At 43.9% G+C, this 17325-nt stretch carries 16 protein-coding genes; 10 read left to right on the top strand and 6 right to left on the bottom strand.

The window, feature by feature from the left end; all coding sequences use genetic code 11:
* The 8 genes from A3774_RS01790 to A3774_RS01755 all read left to right on the top strand — a co-directional run bounded on the left by A3774_RS01790 (nucleotide 1) and on the right by A3774_RS01755 (nucleotide 10561).
* A complete protein-coding gene (locus A3774_RS01790; RefSeq protein WP_067862400.1) occupies nucleotides 1–948 on the top strand; it encodes a D-alanine--D-alanine ligase in 948 nt (315 codons plus the stop codon).
* A 1-nt stretch (nucleotide 949) separates the two neighbouring features.
* Nucleotides 950–1801, top strand: a complete 852-nt coding sequence (locus A3774_RS01785) for a cell division protein FtsQ/DivIB (RefSeq protein ID WP_067862398.1) — start codon at nucleotides 950–952, stop codon at nucleotides 1799–1801.
* A gap of 5 nt (nucleotides 1802–1806) precedes the next feature.
* Nucleotides 1807–3054, top strand: coding sequence for a cell division protein FtsA (gene ftsA, locus A3774_RS01780; RefSeq protein WP_067862396.1), 1248 nt, complete (start codon nucleotides 1807–1809; stop codon nucleotides 3052–3054).
* 94 nt (nucleotides 3055–3148) lie between these two features.
* Nucleotides 3149–4321 carry a cell division protein FtsZ gene (gene ftsZ, locus A3774_RS01775; RefSeq protein WP_067862394.1) on the top strand — a complete coding sequence of 391 codons (1173 nt, stop codon included), beginning with the start codon at nucleotides 3149–3151 and terminating at the stop codon, nucleotides 4319–4321.
* A 100-nt stretch (nucleotides 4322–4421) separates the two neighbouring features.
* Nucleotides 4422–5336, top strand: a complete 915-nt coding sequence (gene lpxC, locus A3774_RS01770; protein ID WP_067862461.1) for a UDP-3-O-acyl-N-acetylglucosamine deacetylase — start codon at nucleotides 4422–4424, stop codon at nucleotides 5334–5336.
* Nucleotides 5337–5523: 187 nt separating this feature from the next.
* Nucleotides 5524–8265 carry a preprotein translocase subunit SecA gene (gene secA / locus A3774_RS01765; protein WP_067862392.1) on the top strand — a complete coding sequence of 914 codons (2742 nt, stop codon included), beginning with the start codon at nucleotides 5524–5526 and terminating at the stop codon, nucleotides 8263–8265.
* A 70-nt stretch (nucleotides 8266–8335) separates the two neighbouring features.
* Nucleotides 8336–9556 carry a bifunctional glutamate N-acetyltransferase/amino-acid acetyltransferase ArgJ gene (argJ, locus tag A3774_RS01760; protein ID WP_067862390.1) on the top strand — a complete coding sequence of 407 codons (1221 nt, stop codon included), beginning with the start codon at nucleotides 8336–8338 and terminating at the stop codon, nucleotides 9554–9556.
* 51 nt (nucleotides 9557–9607) lie between these two features.
* Nucleotides 9608–10561 carry a Nudix family hydrolase gene (locus tag A3774_RS01755; protein ID WP_067862387.1) on the top strand — a complete coding sequence of 318 codons (954 nt, stop codon included), beginning with the start codon at nucleotides 9608–9610 and terminating at the stop codon, nucleotides 10559–10561.
* On the opposite strand, the gene yacG is transcribed toward A3774_RS01755, so the two are convergent.
* From yacG to pilB, 5 genes are all read right to left on the bottom strand, one after another.
* Nucleotides 10530–10766, bottom strand: coding sequence for a DNA gyrase inhibitor YacG (gene yacG / locus A3774_RS01750; protein ID WP_067862385.1), 237 nt, complete (start codon nucleotides 10764–10766; stop codon nucleotides 10530–10532). The genes A3774_RS01755 and yacG overlap by 32 nt on opposite strands.
* Nucleotides 10759–11370 carry a dephospho-CoA kinase gene (gene coaE / locus A3774_RS01745; RefSeq protein WP_067862384.1) on the bottom strand — a complete coding sequence of 204 codons (612 nt, stop codon included), beginning with the start codon at nucleotides 11368–11370 and terminating at the stop codon, nucleotides 10759–10761. Before coaE ends, yacG begins: the two co-directional genes overlap by 8 nt.
* Nucleotides 11371–12216, bottom strand: a complete 846-nt coding sequence (locus A3774_RS01740) for a prepilin peptidase (protein ID WP_067862383.1) — start codon at nucleotides 12214–12216, stop codon at nucleotides 11371–11373.
* Nucleotides 12217–12282: 66 nt separating this feature from the next.
* Complete coding sequence (locus tag A3774_RS01735; RefSeq protein WP_067862381.1) at nucleotides 12283–13503, bottom strand: type II secretion system F family protein; 1221 nt, start codon at nucleotides 13501–13503, stop codon at nucleotides 12283–12285.
* Between the two features lie 18 nt (nucleotides 13504–13521).
* On the bottom strand, nucleotides 13522–15234 hold the full coding sequence (gene pilB, locus A3774_RS01730) for a type IV-A pilus assembly ATPase PilB (protein WP_067862379.1): 1713 nt from the start codon (nucleotides 15232–15234) through the stop codon (nucleotides 13522–13524).
* Nucleotides 15235–15430: 196 nt separating this feature from the next.
* On the opposite strand from pilB, the gene A3774_RS01725 reads away from it, so the two are divergent.
* Nucleotides 15431–15886 carry a pilin gene (locus A3774_RS01725; RefSeq protein ID WP_082792319.1) on the top strand — a complete coding sequence of 152 codons (456 nt, stop codon included), beginning with the start codon at nucleotides 15431–15433 and terminating at the stop codon, nucleotides 15884–15886.
* A 94-nt stretch (nucleotides 15887–15980) separates the two neighbouring features.
* Nucleotides 15981–16322, top strand: coding sequence for a hypothetical protein (locus A3774_RS01720; RefSeq protein ID WP_067862377.1), 342 nt, complete (start codon nucleotides 15981–15983; stop codon nucleotides 16320–16322).
* 132 nt (nucleotides 16323–16454) lie between these two features.
* Here the strand turns inward: A3774_RS01720 and nadC are convergent, their stop codons facing one another.
* Complete coding sequence (gene nadC, locus A3774_RS01715) at nucleotides 16455–17300, bottom strand: carboxylating nicotinate-nucleotide diphosphorylase (RefSeq protein WP_067862375.1); 846 nt, start codon at nucleotides 17298–17300, stop codon at nucleotides 16455–16457.
* Nucleotides 17301–17325 lie beyond the last annotated feature (25 nt).

Below are 17325 nucleotides of genomic sequence, written 5' to 3'. Positions count from 1 at the left end.
ATGAGTTTTGTGATCGATTCGCATTTGAGAGAGTCTTTTGGACGTGTTGCGGTAATTTATGGTGGTAACTCATCTGAGCGTGAAGTGTCTCTAAAAAGTGGTGCAGCAGTGCTTGCTGGGTTACAGCGTGCGGGTGTAGATGCGTTTGGGATCGATTTATATGGTCCATCTGCGGATTTGGAGCCATTGCGTCAGTTACAAGAGGAAGTATTTGATCGTGCTTTTCTTATTCTTCATGGCCCAGGTGGTGAAGATGGAACGCTTCAGGGCGCTTTAGAAATGTTGGGTAAGCCTTATACAGGCAGCGGGGTAGCTGCATCGGCTATAGGTATGGACAAGTTACGAACCAAGCAGCTTTGGTTAGGCGCCGGTTTACCAACGCCTCCCTTTGCTGTTTGCAGCGGAGAAGAGTCTTTCGAAGATGTCATCGAGCGTCTAGGTGTTCCTATCATTGTAAAGCCTGCGCATGAGGGCTCGAGCATAGGAATGAGTAAGGTTGATAGTGTATCGGGCTTAACGGAAGCACTAAAAACGGCCGCAAAATTTGACCGTACTGTTATTGCTGAACGGTGGATGAGCGGTGATGAATATACAGTGGCTGTTTTAGATGGTGAAGCGCTATCCCCAATATTATTAGTCACTAATCATGAGTTTTATGATTTTGATGCGAAATACGTAGCTAACGATACAGAGTATCGATTTGATCATGGTTTAAGTATCGAGAAAGAGAAAGCGCTGCGTGAGCTCGCGGAAAAAGCATTTGCTGCCGTAGGATGTGCCGGTTGGGGGCGTGTAGATGTGATGCAAGATGAACATGGTGATTTTCAGCTGCTTGAGGTTAATACGGCCCCAGGCATGACCGATCATAGCTTAGTGCCTATGGCAGCTAAACAGCAGGGTGTTTCGTTCGAGCAGTTAGTTGTTGAAATTTTAAAGACGGCTCATTGAGATGAAGTTTTTTGACTTTTTTAAGTCTAAAAAAAGTGTGCAGAGTGAAGATGAACCTGTTTTAGCGCCTCGTGGGGCTAGCCGTGAGGCGGTGAGCTCTAGTGTTAATAAGGACTCTAAGATAGATGTTGATTTAGATGGCTGGTGGAAACCCTTTTGGACGATCTCATCGTTGATTATTTTTATCGGTGTTGTATGGGGTGTTAGTCATAATGTGTGGAAATGGTTAGATCAACCTGTAGAGCAGATTGTTGTAATTGGTAATGCTCAGCATTTAGATCGGAAAGATTTGGCAGAAGATATTGCTGCCCGGTTAAAGCAGGGCTTGCTTAGTGCTGATATCGGGGTGATACAGGAGCTGGTTCGAGAATATCCTTGGGTGCGTGTAGCAGCTATTAAGCGTGACTGGCCAAATCAGTTGATTGTTGAAATTGAAGAAGAGGTACCTGTTGCACGTTGGGGTGAGCGGGGCTTATTAAATCATCAAGGTGATATTTTTTGGCCGGAGTTGAAAGAGGAGTATCGTTCTCTCCCACGATTAAGTGGGCCGGCCCCGGAAACAGAACGAGTTATGGCTCAATTTCATGATTTTAATCAGATGTTGAGGCAGGTTGGATTGAATGTGGTAAGCCTTAATTTAGAAGCTCGAGGTGCGTGGACATTTGAGCTTGATAATCAAATTAAGGTGATAGTGGGACGTGAAGCAATTGATGAGCGTTTGCGGCGGTTTTTGGATCTTTATCAGCTGAGGTTGTTAGAGCAAGTTGATGAGATAGAAGCAATTGATATCCGTTATACCCATGGTGTTGCGGTTAAGTGGCGAGAAAAAGCCGAAGATGAAAATGCAGGGTAATAGAAATGAATAATTCGATGGATAACAACATGATTGTTGCCTTGGATATCGGTACATCTAAGGTGTTATGCCTAGTAGGTGAGATCGGTGTTGATGGCGCCATCGAAATAATAGGTATAGGTTCTCATGCCTCAAGAGGCCTTAAAAAAGGCGTTGTTGTAAACATAGAGTCGACAGTTAGCTCAATCCAGCGTGCAGTTGAGGAAGCTGAATTGATGGCTGGGTGTAAAATTCATTCAGTAACTGTCGGGATTGCAGGTAGTCATATAAGCAGTTTGAACTCGCACGGTATTGTTGCTGTACGTGATCGAGAAGTAACTGAATATGATCTGGAACGTGTAATCGATGCTGCAAGAGCTGTAGCGATTCCCGCAGACCAGAAGATCTTACATATATTGCCTCAAGAGTATGAGATTGATAGCTCTGAGGGCATTAAAGAACCCTTAGGGATGTCAGGTGTTCGATTAGAAGCCAAAGTCCATTTGGTGACGGGATCAGTGAATGCTGCACAAAATATTGAGAAGTGCGTACGTCGTTGTGGTTTAGAGGTTGATAGCTTAGTGCTTGAGCAATTGGCATCAAGTTACTCGGTATTAACTGAGGATGAGAAAGAGCTCGGCGTTTGTATGATTGATATAGGTGGCGGTACGTCCGATATATCAATTTTTACCGGCGGGTCGATTCGACATACCACTGTTATACCTATTGCTGGGGATCAGGTTACTAACGACATCGCTATGGCGCTACGTACCCCGACTCAGCATGCGGAAGAGATTAAGATTAAATATGCCTGTGCGCTTGCGCAGCTCGCGACGGGTAGCGAAACAGTCAAAGTTCCAGGTGTTGGGGATCGCCCTGCAAGAGATCTATCCAGGCAGGCATTAGCTGAGGTTGTTGAACCGCGCTATGAAGAGTTGTTTACACTTATTCAGGCGGAATTACGCCGTAGCGGATTCGAAGATTTGGTGGCGGCGGGCATCGTATTAACCGGCGGTACATCAAAAATGGAGGGAGCTATTGAGTTGGCAGAAGAGATCTTCCATATGCCGGTACGTTTAGCGACCCCTCATGGTGTGAGGGGGATGGCAGATATTCTTAGCAGCCCGATTTATGCTACTGGGATAGGGTTATTGCAATACGCACAGCATGATCATGTGGACGGTAGTGTAGAGACGATCAATCAAGATGTAGCTACGGTTCCACGGATAGGTGTTTTGGACAAAATGAAAGCTTGGTTTAAAAGTAATTATTAAACCAACTTAACTCGATTTTAATGTTTTGGCGGCTGATGATAATCAGTGGCGAATTAGGTGATAGTGCTTGGCTTGAGCACTCAAGGAGCTAACAATGTTTGAACTGTTAGATAGCGTTCCACAAAATGCAGTAATCAAAGTGATTGGTGTTGGTGGCGGTGGCGGCAATGCTGTCAAACACATGGAAAGTGGTGATTTGGAAGGGGTTGAATTTGTATGTGCGAATACAGACGCACAAGCGCTTTCCTCAATGTCTTCTCAAACTGTTATTCAGTTAGGTAATACGCTGACAAAAGGCTTAGGGGCTGGTGCTAATCCTGAAGTGGGGCGCCAAGCGGCAATGGAGGATCGGGACCGTATTGGTGAGATGCTGAAAGGCGCGGATATGGTCTTTATTACAGCAGGAATGGGAGGGGGTACAGGTACAGGTGCGGCACCTATTGTAGCTGAAGTTGCTAAAGATATGGGCATTTTAACGGTCGCTGTTGTAACTAAGCCGTTTCCGTTTGAAGGCCGTAAGCGTATGGCTATAGCTGCCGATGGCATTAAAGAGCTGCGTGATAGTGTTGATTCGTTGATCATTATCCCTAATGAAAAACTAATGCAGGTTCTAGGGCGTAATTGTAGTTTGTTAAATGCATTTGAATCAGCAAACGATGTGCTTAGAGGTGCAGTACAAGGTATATCTGACCTCATTACCCGTCCAGGCATGATCAATGTGGATTTTGCAGATGTGCGTACTGTTATGTCTGAAATGGGCATGGCGATGATGGGAACGGGTCATGCTAGAGGTGAACATCGTGCTGCAGAAGCGGCAGAAAAAGCGATTAAGAGTCCTCTGCTAGATAATGTTGATCTTCGTGGTGCGAGCGGTATTTTAGTAAATATCACTGCTGGCATGGATCTGAGCTTAGGCGAGTTTACTGAAGTAGGTAATCAGATTGAAGAGTATGCCTCTGAGAATGCAACTATAGTCATTGGTACGGTTATTGAGCCAGAGATGTCAGATGAGCTGAAAGTCACTGTAGTTGCTACCGGCTTAGATAAACCGCAAGAAGCTGTGCGTCCTGTGCAAGATAATATGAAAAAAGTGGACGGAAGTTTGAACTTAGAGCAGATTGACTTGCCTACCATTCTCCGTAGAAGAAAGAATGAAGCGCTGGATGGTCCTGCAGAGTTTGCCGAAGACGCATTGAAGCAAACGGGTACAGAAGGCGATGCTGGTTATTTAGATATACCTACATTCTTAAGAAAGCAGGCAGACTAAACTGCATAAGCGTAGAGTGGTCAAGGATTCATCTTTCTAAAAGGTGAATTTTTTGTTAGTATTGCGCGCTAGGATGGCCCTTTTATTTTTGGCAGATGGCATGATTAAGCAGAGAACGTTAAAAAACAGTATTAAAGCAACAGGTATCGGTTTACATACAGGTCAGAAAGTTTACCTGACACTTAAGCCGGCGCCCGTGAATACAGGTATAGTATTCCGTCGTGTAGATCTTGATCCAGTGGTTGAGATTTTAGCGCACGCACACAACGTTGCTGACACAACGCTGTCTACAAACTTAGCCAAAGATGGTGCACGTATTGCGACCGTTGAGCATCTGCTTTCTGCAATGGCTGGTTTAGGTATTGATAATGCGTATGTGGAGTTAAGTGCCGAAGAAGTACCTATTATGGACGGTAGTGCTGCTCCATTTGTATTTCTTATTCAATCGGCAGGCCTCGAAGAGCAGAATGCGGCGAAAGAGTTTATTCGCATCACTAAAGAGGTTACTGTTGAATCGGACGGTAAGTCGGCCACATTTAAACCGTTTGATGGCTTCAAAGTCGGTTTTAAAATTGAGTTTGATCACCCTGCATTTGAAGGACGTAAGATGGAGTCATCGTTGGACTTCTCTAGTACCTCTTTTGTGAAAGAGGTGAGCCGTGCCCGTACCTTTGGTTTTATGAGTGATTATGAGTACCTTCGTTCACAAAACCTTGCTCTAGGCGGTAGTTTTGATAACGCAATAGTTGTTGATGATTATCGTATTCTTAATGAAGATGGTCTTCGTTATGATGATGAGTTTGTTAAACACAAAGTGCTTGATGCCGTTGGGGATTTATATCTGTTAGGAAAAAGCCTAATTGGTGAATTCTACGGTGATAAATCAGGACACTATTTGAATAATCGTTTACTACGTGAACTCTTAGCTAATGAAGAAGCGTGGGAAATTGTCACTTTCGAAAATAATGAAGAAAGTGCACCGATCTCCTACCAGAAGCCTGTTTTAGCTGTTTAAACTTCTAATTTTTTTGAAAACCGAACTCTATGTTCGGTTTTTTTTTTGCATTTTTATGTAAGGTTTTTATTTATTCGCCCTTTTAGATTCAATTTCTGCCCCAAATAAAGGTAGAATGCTGAGTTAATTTTTTTCCTCCTCCGAAGAGTTGAGGATCGTTTTAGACTTCATAGGTATAAGTCAAGATATGCTGACAGGATTGTTAAAGAAAGTTTTTGGTAGTAAGAATGATCGTGAACTAAAACGCATGGGTAAAATCGTTAAGGCGATTAATGCATTAGAAGTCGATCTTGAAAAACTAACAGATGAAGAACTGGCAGCCAAAACGGTTGAGTTTCGTCAGCGTCTTGAGGAAGGTTCTAGCCTTGATCAATTGTTGCCAGAAGCTTTTGCTGTTGTTCGTGAAGCGTCCAAACGTGTTATGGGTATGCGCCACTTCGATGTTCAGTTAATCGGTGGTATGGCTTTACACGATGGTAAAGTAGCAGAGATGCGCACGGGTGAAGGTAAAACACTGGTGGCAACTTTAGCTGTATATTTGAACGCATTAAGCAGTTTGGGTGTGCATGTTGTGACGGTAAACGACTATCTTGCTAGTCGTGATGCTGAATGGATGCGTCCATTATATGAAGCATTAGGTTTGACAGTCGGTGTTGCGCTTTCTGGACAGGATCCAGCTACAAAACGTGCTGCTTATGCGGCTGATATTACCTATGGAACCAATAACGAATTCGGTTTTGATTACCTTCGCGACAATATGGCATTTAGTCTTGATGAGAAGGTGCAGAGAGATTTTAACTTTGCGGTTGTGGATGAGGTTGATTCGATTCTTATTGATGAAGCTCGGACGCCGTTGATTATCTCTGGTCCTGCCGAAGATAGTTCACAGATGTATGTCACGATTAATCAATTGATTCCAAAGCTTAAAAAGTTTGATGGTGAGATTGATCCGCAGGATGAGTCGCAAGATATTAGTGAGCACTTTGCGGTTGATGAGAAAAATCGTACTGTTGAATTAACAGAGGCAGGCCATGCCGCTGTTGAAGAGTTGCTTACAGAAAAAGGTCTGCTGAATGAAGGGGAAAGTCTTTATGCCCCTCATAATCTCAACTTACTGCATCATGTCTTGGCGGGTTTACGTGCCCACTACTTGTTCCAGAAAGATGTGGATTATATTGTCCAAAACAATGAAGTCGTCATTGTTGATGAGCATACCGGCCGTATTATGCAAGGTCGCCGTTGGTCTGAAGGCTTGCATCAGGCGGTAGAAGCTAAAGAGGGCGTGTCTGTACAAAATGAAAGTCAGACATTCGCATCTACAACGTTTCAGAACTATTTCCGCTTATATACAAAACTGTCAGGTATGACCGGTACAGCTGATACCGAAGCGTTTGAGCTTCGTCAGATTTATGGCCTAGATGTTGTGGTCATTCCTACTAATAAGCCTGTTTCGCGTAAAGATGAAAACGATCTTATCTACATGAGTGTAGAAGAGAAGTATGAAGCGATCGTTAAAGAGATTCGTGCTTGCCAAGAGGCTCTGCGTCCAGTCCTAGTGGGAACGGCGTCTGTAGAGTCTTCTGAGCTTATTTCTACACTGTTGAAGAAAGAGAAAATCGTTCATAACGTACTGAACGCTAAAAATCATGGTGGTGAGGCCTCGATTATTGCTCAGGCCGGTCGTCCAGGTGCTGTGACTATAGCAACCAATATGGCAGGCCGTGGTACAGACATTGTTCTAGGCGGCAAGTTAGAAGCCGAGTTAGCTGAACTTGATAACCCAACGGATGAGCAGATTGCAGAAGTGACTGCAGCTTGGGAAAAACGTCATCAGCAAGTTCTTGAAAATGGCGGCCTACATATTATTGGTACAGAGCGTCATGAATCACGTCGTATTGATAATCAACTACGTGGTCGTGCAGGTCGTCAGGGTGATCCAGGTTCTTCTCGTTTCTTCCTATCGTTGGAAGATGACCTTATGCGTATCTTTGCGTCAGATCGTGTTCGCCAGCTCATGCAGGCGCTAGGTATGGAACGTGGTGAGGCGATCGAGCACAAGATGGTGAGTAACGCTATCGAAAAAGCACAACGGAAAGTTGAGGGACGTAACTTTGATATTCGTAAATCGCTTCTTGAATATGATGATGTTGCTAATGATCAGCGTACAGTTATTTATGATCAGCGTAATGAAATTATGGCAACGGATGATATATCTGAAACCATTGATGCTGTTCGTGAAGAGGTTGTTGCGAACAAGTTTAGTGAATTTGTTCCCCCTCAAAGTTTGGAAGAGCAGTGGGATATAGCAGGTCTCGAGCGCTCGCTTGAAGCTGATTTCTCAGTAAAACTGCCGGTTCAGGAATGGCTTGATCAAGACGATAGCTTACATGAAGAAACGCTTTATCAAAAAGTTCAGGACGAGATCTTAGCGGTTTATAAACAGAAAGAGCAGCAGGTGGGTGAGTCCACTATGCGTAACTTTGAAAAGCAGGTAATGCTGCAAGTTCTTGATACGCTGTGGAAAGAGCATCTGCAAACTATGGATCACCTACGACAAGGTATTCACTTACGCGGTTATGCTCAAAAGAATCCTAAACAAGAATATAAGCGCGAATCTTTCCATCTATTTCAGGAGCTATTGGATAATATTAAACGTGATGTTATTCGTATTATCTGCCATGTACAGGTACAGCAGCCTGAAGAGATTGAAGCGATGGAGCGGCTGCGCCGTGAGCAAGCTGAAAGTCAGCAGATGGATTTTACTCATGATCAAAGCTCCGCAATGGCTGATGATAGTGATGATGCTGAAGCGGTAGATGAGCAAGGTGAAACTTTTGTCAGGGATGGGCGAAAAGTAGGTCGAAATGAACCTTGTCCTTGTGGCTCAGGTAAAAAATATAAGCAGTGTCACGGTAAACTATCTACATAATTTAGATACAGTTTTAATACAGTTAAGAGAGCAGCCTGTTGGCTGCTTTCTGCGCTAAGGAGATTATAAAATGGCCGTAGGTCCAGCTACATTCCCAGCTAAAATGCACAATGTAAGTGGTTTTGAATTAGGTACAGCGTCTGCGGGTATTAAAACCCCAGGACGTAAAGATGTTGTGCTAATGCGAGTTTGTGAGGGTGCCAGTGTCGTCGGTGTTTTTACTAAAAATTCTTTTTGTGCAGCGCCTGTCTCCATCTGTAAAGAACACCTAAGTAAAACAGCGGCTCGCTATCTTATAGTCAATACAGGTAATGCTAACGCAGGAACTGGAGAGGAAGGTTGGAATGATGCTGTAGCTACTTGTTCTGCGGTAGCTGAGCTCTGTGATGTAGATATAGCAGCAGTGCTACCATTTTCTACAGGTGTTATTGGTGAAAAGTTACCGGTCGAGAAACTTATTTCTGCTTTGCCTAAAGCAAAAGCCGTTTTATCAGAAAATGGCTGGCTAGATGCCGCAGAAGGTATTTTAACGACAGATACGCGCCTTAAAGGGGCTTCGCAGCAGTACACTTATAAAGGCAAAACCGTCACGTTAACTGGCATATCTAAAGGCTCTGGCATGATTAAGCCGAATATGGCAACCATGTTGGGTTATGTAGCGACTGATGCGGGTGTTGAACCTGAATTGCTGCAAAAATTATTGATAGAAGCGACAGACTGTTCATTTAACCGTATTACCGTTGATGGTGATACGTCGACCAATGATTCTTGTATGTTGGTGGCAACAGGAAAGTCTGGCGTTGTTGTCTCTGAGAGTGATCAAGAGGGGCTTTCAGCTTTTAAACAAGCATTAACTGCCGTAATGCAAGAACTCGCTCATGCGATCATTAGAGACGGTGAAGGTGCAACTAAGTTTGTGACAGTTGAGGTAGAGTCGGCTGCGAGTCAAGATGAAGCGCTACGTACGGCTTTTGATATTGCTCATTCGCCCTTAGTTAAAACAGCACTGTTTGCTTCTGATCCGAATTGGGGCCGTATTTTGGCTGTTGTAGGTCGTGCAGGTATTGAAAATTTAGATTTGAATGCACTGCAGATCTTTTTGGGTGATGTTTGCATAGTGAGCAACGGCGGTCGTGATGCGGGTTATACCGAAGAGGCGGGGCAGGCTGTAATGGATGCTGAGGAGATATTGATTAGAGTTGTACTTAATCGCGGAGATATCACCGAAAGGGTTTGGACAACGGATCTATCTCACGACTATGTCAGCATTAATGCGGATTACCGCAGCTAAGTTGCCTTATTGGTTGCTCACTATCAGTTATTAAACGAGTGTTATGAATAGATGAAGCGTAAATTGATTCATGTTGCCGCGGCGGTTATTAAAAACTCAGCAGGCGAAGTTTTAATAGCAAGACGCTCGGAAGATCAGCATCAGGGTGGCTTGTGGGAGTTTCCCGGTGGTAAAGTGGAGCAGGGTGAAAGTGCGCTGACGGCCTTATCTCGAGAGTTGAATGAGGAGATAGGTATCGAGGTAAAAGAGGCTAGACCGCTGATAAAAGTACCCTATCATTACAGTGATAAATCGGTTTTGTTGGATGTGTTTGAAGTAAGTGCGTTCGATGGGGAGGCTTGGGGAAAAGAGGGGCAACCGATACGTTGGGTCGCTAAAGGCGAGCTTGATAGTTTTGCCTTTCCAGCAGCAAATAAGCCTATTCTTAATGCATGCCTTTTACCTAAGCTTATCGCGATAACCCCTAATTTATCTAATGTAGATACAGTGGTTCACTTTGTTGAACAGGCTTTATCTAACGGCGCTGAAGGGATTATGCTGAGAAACCATGATCTCGCTGTGGATACGTTTGATATCGTATATAAACGTATTAAAAAGTTGTTAGCAGGACGGTCGATACCGCTTATCGTGAATAGCTCAATTGAGGTTGCTGAGGCTTTAAATGCTGATGCTTTACATCTTAGTTCATTGCGGCTAACGGAGCTTAAGCAGCGAAATCAATTTAGCGGACGATGGTTAAGTGCCTCATGTCATAATCCTGAGCAGATGGCGATGGCGGTCGATAAAGGGCTAGACTTTGTTACTTTATCACCTGTATTAAAAACCCAATCCCACCCTCAAGCGGTTCCCTTAGGCTGGGAACTGTTCCAACAGATGGTCAGTGATTGCTCTATTCCTGTGTATGCCCTTGGTGGGGTAGATAGTCGCTTGCTTGATAAGGCTGTTAGTAATGGTGCTCAGGGGGTCGCAGGTATTAGTGCATGGTCTCAGGACCTTGAGGAATAGGTCCATCTCGGTCTACATGCTCTTCATTTTCACCACTGCTATAGTCGCTAGCAGATTTTGATTCAGGAATTTGATACTCCTCATTTGCCCAAGCGCCTAAGTCGATCAGTTTGCAGCGTTCACTGCAAAAAGGTCTAAATGGGTTGTCAGTACTCCATGTCTGCTTTTTTTGACAAGTAGGGCATTTTACTTGGGGCTTAGTCATGATTATGAGCCTGTTTAGCAAGCGTAAGTAATTTAGAATGTAAGGCGCTAACTTTCGTTTCAAGAGTTGCTAAGTCCGCGCTATTATCAATGATCGTATCAGCTTTTGCTATCTTTTGGTCTCTAGGCATCTGTGTTTGGATGATAGATTTTACTTGTTTTACGTTGTTTTTATCGCGAGCAACCGTGCGCTCGATCTGTATTGCCTCAGGTACATCAACAACCACGATATGATCGGTGAGTTGATGCTGATCTGTTTCAAGTAGCAGGGGAGAGGCGAGTACTGCATAGTTAGATCGGGTGTTTCCCAGTTGTTGAATAATACGTGCTCGGATCACCGGGTGAAGTAGTTGCTCTAACCATCTTCGCTCTTCAGGATCACTAAAAATTTTTGCTCTCAGTGCTGCACGGTTTAGCTCACCTGAGTCTGTGAGTATTTGTGAACCAAAGTGCTGTGCGATTTTCTGAAGGGCTTCTTCTTTTGGTGCTACTACTTCTCGCGCGACTATATCGGCATCAATAACGTTAATTCCGAACTGCTCTAATTGACGAGTAACAGCGCTTTTTCCTGAGCCTATTCCGCCTGTTATACCGACTATAAACATCTATAAACCAGCAAATTGAAGGTAGAGACCGGTAATATTATCGCCCCAGATAAGGGCAACCCAACCGGCAATGGCGAGATAAGGGCCAAACGGCATAGGTGCTTGTTGTTCATGCTTTTTCGCTGCGATCATCGCGATGCCTAATATAGCACCAACCAAAGAGCTCAATAGAATAATAAGGGGTAACTGTGCCCATCCAGCCCAAGCTCCGAGAGCGGCCAGTAATTTAAAATCACCGTATCCCATACCCTCTTTGCCTGTTAATAATTTAAACGCCCAATAAACACTCCATAAACTTAAGTAGCCAGCAATAGCACCATATACAGCGCTTTCCAGAGAGGTGAATAAGCTGAAGCTATTTACGAATAAGCCTAACCACAGTAAAGGTAGTGTAATGCGGTCAGGTAATAATTGATGATCAATATCGATAAAGATTAGGCAGATTAACCCCCAGGTCAGCAGTGTCAGGCTGAGGCTGACTAGGTTTACACCATAGATATAAACAATAATAGCCCCTGCTATCGCGGTTAATAGCTCAATAACGGGGTAACGAAAAGGGATATGTAAACCGCAGGAAGCACATTTGGCTCTTAGGTATAGGTAACTAATTACAGGAATATTTTCGTACCATCTAATTTTATGCCCACATTGTGGGCAGGTGGAGGCGGGCGCTGAAAGGTTAAATGCTTCCTGTTGTTCGGTATTTTCTGCCTCATGTTCAGCTAACCATTCCCGTTCCATCATAATAGGTAGGCGGTGAATAACCACATTTAAAAAACTGCCGACGCAGAGGGATACAATAAAAGCGCAGGCTATAGCCCACGCTGGATCGATATTAAGGATCATTAGTAATCTTCTAAATGATTCGTTTACTAGGGCGCTTTTTGTAATATTTCCATCAAAAAACGTTATCTAAACCACATTACCTAGCTGGAATATAGGTAAGTACATGGCGATAACTAAGCCACCAACTAATACCCCGAGCACAGCCATGATAAGAGGTTCTAGTAAGCTAGAAAGATTATCAACCGCGTTATCAACCAGCTCTTCATAGAAATCGGCCACTTTCTCTAGCATCATCTCCAGTGAGCCTGCTTCCTCACCGATGGCGATCATTTGCACGGTCATATTAGGGAAAATCCCTGTCATGGTCACCGCATCTTTTAGTGATTGCCCTGTTGATACCCCATTTCTGATCTGGAGTATGGCATCTCGGTAGAGTGCGTTACCCGAGGCTCCTGCAGCAGAGTCCAGTGCATTAACTAAAGGCACACCGGCAGCAAAGGTTGTAGCTAAGGTTCTAGAAAAGCGGGCAATTGAGGCATTGTGTAAAATTTGGCCAATCACTGGGATTTTAAGCATCGCTTTATCTACTGCATCCCTAAATCTCTTTGACTTGGTTTGGGCTTTATTAAAAGCATAACCGGCGAAGCCTATAGCGATCAGTACAATCCACCACCACTCTTGAGCGACTTCGGATAGATGAATAACAAAGAGAGTAAAGGCAGGGAGGTCGGCACCAAAGCTATCAAATACTGATTCAAATTGCGGCACCACTTTTACCAGCAATATAGCGGATACGACAATACCTACGATGATAACGGCGGTGGGGTAAGTTAAGGCTTTTTTGATTTTGGCCTTTAAGCTTTCCAGTTTCTCTTTGTAGGTGGCAATACGATCGAGCATCTGTTCTAAGGCACCCGATTGTTCGCCCGCGCTTACAAGGCTACAGTAGAGGTCGTCGAAATGCTCAGGATATTTGGTTAAGGCGGTGGAAAAATCAAGCCCCCCATTTACATCGTTTTTAATGCCGTAAATAATATCTTTAAGCTTGTCTTTCTCGACACCACCGGCGGTAATGTCTAGGCCTTGTAGTAGAGGAACACCGGATTTAAGCATAGTAGCCACTTGGCGAGTAAAAAAGGCAATGTCTACTGGTTTTATAGGTTTGCTTTTAGCACTAAAAAGCCCAGCCCCTCTCTCCTTAGCTACTTTGGAGGGTAATATACCCTGTTTACGTAGTTGAGCTTTAGCCATTGCAATATTGCTGGCATCAACTTTCCCTTTACTGGCATTGCCGCTTTTATCTTTTCCCTGCCAGGTAAATGTATGTAACTTGGCTTCTTTGGCCATAGCAAATATATCCTGTTATTAAACCTTAATGACGCGATTCATCTCTTCGAGGCTAGTCACACCTTCGGCAACTTTCTTCAGACCTGAACGTCTTAAGCTTTGGAATCCTTGAGTGTTGGCGACCTTTAGTATATCCAGAGAGTTTCCGTTTTGCATAATGACCTCAGCAATCTCTGGGGACATAGCAAGCATCTCGTAGATACCAACCCTACCTTTATAACCTCTGTTACACTTATTGCAACCCTCATGATTTGCTTCGAAGAGGGTCATATTCTTGATCTCTTCGTCGGTAAAGCCCTCTTCACGTAGGGTAACTTCAGGTAGTGTAATGGGTTGTTTACAGCTTTCGCAGAGGCGTCGGCCCAATCGTTGGGCGATAATTAAACTCACTGAAGTGGCAATATTAAAGGCGGGTACGCCCATGTTTCTTAGTCGGGTTAGGGTTTCTGGGGCGCTGTTTGTGTGTAGCGTGGAGAGCACCATATGGCCGGTTTGTGCGGCTTTAATCGCAATTTCTGCGGTTTCAAGATCTCGAATCTCACCCACCATCACTACATCAGGGTCTTGGCGGAGGAAGGCGCGTAGCGCTTCCGCAAAGGTAAGGCCTACTTTTGAGCTTACATGAACTTGGTTGATGCCTTCTAGGTTAATCTCTACAGGGTCTTCAGCCGTAGATATATTGCGCTCTTCAGTATTAAGTATATTTAGACCTGTATAAAGACTAACGGTTTTACCACTTCCGGTAGGGCCTGTGACGAGTACCATGCCTTGTGGTTTATGTAAGGTGGAAAGGTACATCTCTTTTTGGAAATCAGCGAACCCTAAAGCCTCAACCCCCATTTGAGCACTGCTCGGGTCTAATATACGCAGTACGATCTTTTCTCCCCAAAGGGTCGGTAGGGTGTTAACACGAAAATCGATCGCTCTATTTTTGGAGATCTTCATCTTAATACGCCCATCCTGGGGGACGCGGCGTTCAGAGATATCCATTTGGGCCATAACTTTTAAACGAGCAGATAAGCGGGAGGCTAAATTAGACGGCGGTTTCGCAATCTCTTGTAAAATTCCATCAATACGGCTTCGTATACGATAAGTTTTTTCGTAGGGTTCAAAGTGTATATCTGAGGCGCCGTTCTTAATGGAATCCAGCAATATTTTATTTACAAAGCGAACAATGGGGGCATCATTGGCAGCATCTTCTGCGGATTCTTCTTGTGGCGCATTATTTAGCGAATCATCAATCTCTAAATTATCAAGGTCGCTATCTTCTAAGTCATCTAAGGCTGAATCTTGATTGTCGAGGAAGGACTCTATCGCTTTGGTAAGCTTGTCTTCTTCAACAATAATCGCTTCAGTGGTGATACCACTTTGAAACTTAAATTCGTCTAATGCTTGAATATTGGTGGGATCGGATATAGCTACAAATAAACGGTTATCCCTTTTTTGTAGCGGGAGTGCGTGATGCTTACTGATCAGCGAGTCATTAATTAGCCCTTGGGGAAGCGTGGCCATGTCCATGGCATCCAAATCTAATAGTGGAATACCAAACTCTTCTGATGCTGCTGCGGCGGCTCTATAGGCGCTAACAAGGCGTTGTTCAATAACATAAGCGATAAAGGTTTGCTGTTTCTCTCGGCACTGCAACGCCGCATCAGCGGCCACCTCTGCAGAGCAAACACCTTCATTAACTAACCGTTTTGCTAGTCCGCTTAATGGTTGGCTCGGCTGCAAAATAAAACCCCTTACTATCGTTCCATGAATTGACACATATCATACAGATAAAATAGCATTTGCATCATCGTTTGAAAATGCGCACTATAAGGTTTATAAGATAAAACTGATTTGGTAACTGGCGTGTCATAAAAAATACGCTACAATCAAAGGACTTGGTTGATCCCAAGGATTTTTTTTCGCTGGAGATAAAATAATGAAAATGAACAAACAAGCACAAGGTTTTACCCTAATCGAATTGATGATCGTTGTGGCGATCATCGGTATTTTGGCTGCTATCGCACTGCCTGCTTACCAGACCTATACTGCCAAAGCGCGTTACTCAGAAGTAATTAATGCCACTGGTGGTGTGAAAACGGCGGTTGAAGTATGCGCTCAAACTGAGGGTAGCTTAGAAAATTGCAACACTACTAACAATAATACGGTAAATAAAGCTGTTGCGGGTGCTGATGTAGGACAGTTTGTTGCTTCTGTTGGTGTATCAACTTCAGGTACTGGCTCGTCTGCGACGGCAAGCATTACGGCACAGGCAATCCCAGGAAGTGGTTTGAACGGGGCAGACTACGTTCTAGATGCTGAATTTGATAATGGTGCCGTTCGTTGGGAAGTAAATAGTGGTTCTGGGTGTGTAAGTGAAGGCTTGTGTGACTAATCACTTTGTAGTGTAAAGTTAGCATCAAGAAAAAAGGCGCAAACTATTTGCGCCTTTTTTGCATCTTATTTATTGATAAGTAGAAACGCTGTAAATGAAACGAATAATCATCATTATTTTGATCGCCGCTTGTGTCGGTGTTACCTGGTATATCTCTAATTTAACGGAGCCTCTGTCGCCGCAAACTAAAAGCGCAGTAGAAAATGCATTGCTGGAGTTGGAAGAGTTTCCTGCCCGTCCTGTTTGGTGGCAAGATGACTCAGTGTTGGCGATTGGTGTGGTTGCTGGTCAAACAAATCCGCATCATGCGGCTGATAAAGTCTGTAAAGTTTTAGCGGCTAAGGGCGTCAGCTCTGTATCTGTTGAAGTGTACGATATAGTTAAAATTCAGAAAGAGGACGAGTGGCGTAAGTTAGCATCAAGTGCATGCCGGTAACTTTTGACTTTTTTGAAAACAGGTTCAAAGAAAAGAATAGCTAAAGCTGAAGAGAGGAAAGGCTAAAGATAGGGCACTTTAGCCTTTTTATTGCCCAACGATTTTTAATGGCTACTAATAAAATTAATGTGCTTAGTGTTCAATTAATCGCATTGACAGATCAACCGCTTGGCAGTGCTTAGTTAACGCACCAATTGAGATATAATCGACACCCGTTTCAGCGATAGGGCGCAATGTCTTATCAGTAATATTGCCTGATGCTTCTAATTTGGCTTTTCCTTTTGTTAGTTCTACCGCTTTGCACATCTCATCGAGTGAAAAATTATCCAGCATTACAATATCTGCACCAGCGTCTAGGGCTTGTTTAAGCTCTACCATAGATTCAACTTCGATCTCTACTGGCTTATCAGGTTCATTATTTTGTGCGGTCTGTATCGCTTCTTTTATGCCGCCGCAGGCCATAATGTGGTTTTCTTTGATTAGAAAAGCATCAAAAAGCCCGATGCGGTGATTAAAACAGCCACCACAAGTCACTGCATATTTCTGTGCAAAGCGTAGTCCCGGCAGGGTTTTGCGTGTGTCGAGTAGTTTTACGTGGGTGCCTATCACTTTATCGGCATAAAACTTACTAATGGTTGCGGTGCCAGAGAGTGTTTGTAGAAAATTTAAAGCCGCGCGTTCTGCGGTGAGCAGGTTACGAGCGGAGCCTTTTGCGTAAAACAATACCTGATCACGTTGTACTAGATCACCATCATCCACTTGCCATTCTAATGTTAAGTTAGGATCAACTTGTTTAAATACTTCATTAACCCAATCGACACCGCAGACAACAGCTTCTTGGCGACTGATAATGCGAGCGGTAGCGGTTTGCTCTTCAGGAATAAGTTGGGCCGTAATATCACCGTTACCAATATCTTCATTAAGTGCATAAGTTACGGCGTCTGGAATAAGGTGCTGTATGTCGGCACGGTTCAACATAATAGGTTCCTGATGAGAATAAGGT

Origin of the sequence: Neptuniibacter marinus, from assembly GCF_001597725.1 — a bacterium.
Taxonomy (GTDB): Bacteria; Pseudomonadota; Gammaproteobacteria; order Pseudomonadales; family Balneatricaceae; genus Neptuniibacter; species Neptuniibacter marinus.
This window is presented reverse-complemented; position numbering and strand designations above follow the sequence as displayed.

Coding starts and splice junctions, on each gene's coding strand:
- A3774_RS01720 (WP_067862377.1), top strand. CDS start 15,981: ATGAAACGAATAATCATCATTATTTTGATCGCCGCTTGTGTCGGTGTT.
- A3774_RS01790 (WP_067862400.1), top strand. CDS start 1: ATGAGTTTTGTGATCGATTCGCATTTGAGAGAGTCTTTTGGACGTGTT.
- nadC (WP_067862375.1), bottom strand. CDS start 17,300: ATGTTGAACCGTGCCGACATACAGCACCTTATTCCAGACGCCGTAACT.
- yacG (WP_067862385.1), bottom strand. CDS start 10,766: ATGACTAAGCCCCAAGTAAAATGCCCTACTTGTCAAAAAAAGCAGACA.
- A3774_RS01755 (WP_067862387.1), top strand. CDS start 9,608: ATGAAGCGTAAATTGATTCATGTTGCCGCGGCGGTTATTAAAAACTCA.
- argJ (WP_067862390.1), top strand. CDS start 8,336: ATGGCCGTAGGTCCAGCTACATTCCCAGCTAAAATGCACAATGTAAGT.
- coaE (WP_067862384.1), bottom strand. CDS start 11,370: ATGTTTATAGTCGGTATAACAGGCGGAATAGGCTCAGGAAAAAGCGCT.
- ftsZ (WP_067862394.1), top strand. CDS start 3,149: ATGTTTGAACTGTTAGATAGCGTTCCACAAAATGCAGTAATCAAAGTG.
- A3774_RS01785 (WP_067862398.1), top strand. CDS start 950: ATGAAGTTTTTTGACTTTTTTAAGTCTAAAAAAAGTGTGCAGAGTGAA.
- ftsA (WP_067862396.1), top strand. CDS start 1,807: ATGAATAATTCGATGGATAACAACATGATTGTTGCCTTGGATATCGGT.
- secA (WP_067862392.1), top strand. CDS start 5,524: ATGCTGACAGGATTGTTAAAGAAAGTTTTTGGTAGTAAGAATGATCGT.
- A3774_RS01735 (WP_067862381.1), bottom strand. CDS start 13,503: ATGGCCAAAGAAGCCAAGTTACATACATTTACCTGGCAGGGAAAAGAT.
- A3774_RS01740 (WP_067862383.1), bottom strand. CDS start 12,216: ATGATCCTTAATATCGATCCAGCGTGGGCTATAGCCTGCGCTTTTATT.
- A3774_RS01725 (WP_082792319.1), top strand. CDS start 15,431: ATGAAAATGAACAAACAAGCACAAGGTTTTACCCTAATCGAATTGATG.
- lpxC (WP_067862461.1), top strand. CDS start 4,422: ATGATTAAGCAGAGAACGTTAAAAAACAGTATTAAAGCAACAGGTATC.